A 1993-nucleotide genomic window follows, 5' to 3' on the forward strand; every position below is an offset into this window, starting at 1 on the left:
CGCCACGCCCCGGGCCCGCCCCGCGTCACCGAGGATCCGTCCGGGTCCCCGGCGGGGGGCGCCCGCCCCCCCCCCGGGGGGCGGCGGCCGTTCCCGGCCCGGCGGGCCGGGGCAGCGGGCTCAGTGGACGAATGCCGGCTCCGCCGCGGCCTCCGAGGACTCCGCGGCCGCGTCGCGCTTCGCACCGAGGTGGTTGAAGGCCAGGTTGAGCAGGATCGCCACCACGCAGCCGGTGCTGATGCCGGAGTCGAGGACGACCAGCAGGTCCTTCGGGAAGGCGTGGTAGAAGTCGGGCGCGGCGATCGGGATCAGGCCGATGCCGACCGACGCGGCGACGATCAGGGCGTTCTCGCCCTTCTCCATGGCCGCGCCCGCCAGGGTCTGGATGCCGCTGGCCGCGACCGAGCCGAAGAGGACCACGCCGGCGCCGCCGAGGACGGGCAGCGGGACGACCCCGATCACGGAGGCGGCCATGGGACACAGGCCGAGCAGGATCAGGATGCCGCCGCCCGCCGCGACCACGAAGCGGCTGCGCACCTTGGTCATCGCCACGAGCCCGATGTTCTGGGCGAAGGCGCTGCACATGAAGCCGTTGAACAGCGGGCTGAGCGCGCTGCCGAGGGTGTCGGCGCGCAGGCCGCCCTCGATGGTCTTCGCGTCCGCGGGCCGGCCGACGATCTTGCCGAGGGCCAGGATGTCGGCGGTCGACTCGGTCATGCAGACCAGCATCACGATGCACATCGAGACGATGGCGGCGACCTGGAACTGCGGGGCGCCGAAGTGGAAGGGGGTCGGGAAGCCGACGACGGAGGCGTTCTTGACGGCGTCGAAGCTGGTCATGCCCAGCGGGAGGGCGATCAGCGTGCCGGCGACCAGGCCCAGCAGGATGGAGATCTGCTGGAGGAAGCCGCGCAGGAACTTCCGCATCACCAGGACGATCGCCAGGGTGAGAGCCGCCATGCCGATGTTCTTCATCGAGCCGTAGTCGGCAGCGGCTCGGTTGCCGCCCTGCGACCAGTTGAAGGCCACGGGCAGCAGGGACACGCCGATCAGGGTGATGACGGTGCCGGTGACGACGGGAGGGAAGAAGCGTACGAGCTTGCCGAAGTAGGGGGCGGCTATGAAGCCGACCACTCCGGCGACGATGATCGCGCCGAAGATGATGGGGATGGCGTCGTCCCCCTGCCCCTTGCCGATGGCGATCATCGGGGTCACACCGGCGAAGGAGACGCCGTTGACGAAGGGGAGCTTTGCGCCGATCTTCCAGAACCCGAGGGTCTGGAGCAGGGTGGCGAGTCCCGCGGTGAAGAGCGAGGCGCCCATCAGGAAGGCGGTCTCGGTGGCGGAGAGGCCGACCGCCGGTCCGACGATCATGGGCGGGGCTACGACACCCGCGTACATGGCGGCCACGTGCTGGAGACCGCTCGTGAACATCTTCAGCGGAGGCAGGGTCTCGTCGACCGGGTGCTTCTCCTCCGGTACTGCGACTGCATCTTTGCGAAACCTGGGCGTTGCGGCCACGGCTTCCTCCGGTCGGTTAAACACGTCGGCAGGGACGTGGGTGTCATGGAGGTGGTGCGAAAGCGTGCTGGTCCAGCCTGTATGGAGTTGTGGGTACTGCTACTTCTTGTCCCAAGGGGTGCGGAATCGATTCGCCCAAAATCGGCTCCACGCGGTGGCCCCACCCCGGTCAGGGGCTGGTGGTGCCGTGGCAGTGGCACGAGGTGTACGTGTCGCGCTGCGGTGCGGGTGTCACGAGTCACCGCCGCTGGGCGGTCGTCGCGGGATCACCGCTCCGGTGGGAGCGGTGACCGCTCCCGGGGCGCCCTCGGATCTCTCCTCGGGCGCTTCCCGGGAACGGCTGCCGCGGACCCCGCTCGGGTCCGCGGCCGCCGGGCCGGGGGCGGCCCCCCCCGGCGGGCGCCGGGGGTTGCCCCCCGCCCTCGCGTGGGCGGTGAGGCCCGCGGGGAGTTACGCGCCCCGCGCGGGGGCG

Annotated in this window: 1 protein-coding gene; it reads right to left on the minus strand. The window is 71.2% G+C overall.

The features are described from left to right. Positions 1-120: 120 nt before the first annotated feature. Positions 121-1521 carry a nucleobase:cation symporter-2 family protein gene (locus tag ACQKM2_RS27965; RefSeq protein WP_427714562.1) on the minus strand — a complete coding sequence of 467 codons (1401 nt, stop codon included), beginning with the start codon at positions 1519-1521 and terminating at the stop codon, positions 121-123. Positions 1522-1993 lie beyond the last annotated feature (472 nt).

Source organism: Streptomyces sp. NPDC004126 (assembly GCF_050275515.1).
Classification (GTDB): Bacteria; Actinomycetota; Actinomycetes; order Streptomycetales; family Streptomycetaceae; genus Streptomyces.